The organism is Paraburkholderia sp. JHI2823, from assembly GCF_038900695.1.
In the GTDB taxonomy this organism is placed as follows: Bacteria; Pseudomonadota; Gammaproteobacteria; order Burkholderiales; family Burkholderiaceae; genus Paraburkholderia; species Paraburkholderia mimosarum.
The window spans coordinates 1-411 of the sequence record NZ_JAYMRY010000318.1; the positions used below are offsets into that span (position 1 = coordinate 1).

General features: G+C 63.3%; 1 pseudogene. It reads left to right on the top strand.

The window, feature by feature from the left end:
* Positions 1-411, top strand: a pseudogene (locus VSR34_RS38815) (FAD-dependent monooxygenase); the annotation flags it as partial.

The window sequence follows — 411 nt, forward strand, 5'->3', positions numbered from 1 at the left end:
GTGCTGATCGTCGGGGCCGGTCCCACCGGACTTGCCGCAGCGATGAGTCTCGCACGTGCGCATATCCCCGTGCGTCTGATCGACAAGGAGCCGCAGCCGAATCCGTACTCGCGGGCGATCGGCATTCAGGCGCGCACGCTCGAACTGCTCGAGCAGCACCGGCTGATCTAACCGTTTCTCGAACTCGGTCATCGCGCGCGCGTCGCGAACCTGTTTTCGAACGGCATGCGACTGGCGCAGCTCGATTTCGATCCGCTGCATACGCGCTATCCCTATCTGCTGTTTCTCGATCAGTCCGTGACTGAACGGCTGCTGACCGAGCATCTGGCGACGCTCGGCGTGAAGGTCGAGCGCGGCGTCGAACTGATAGCGTTCATGCAAGGCTCCGCGAGCATTCAGGCGACCCTGCGC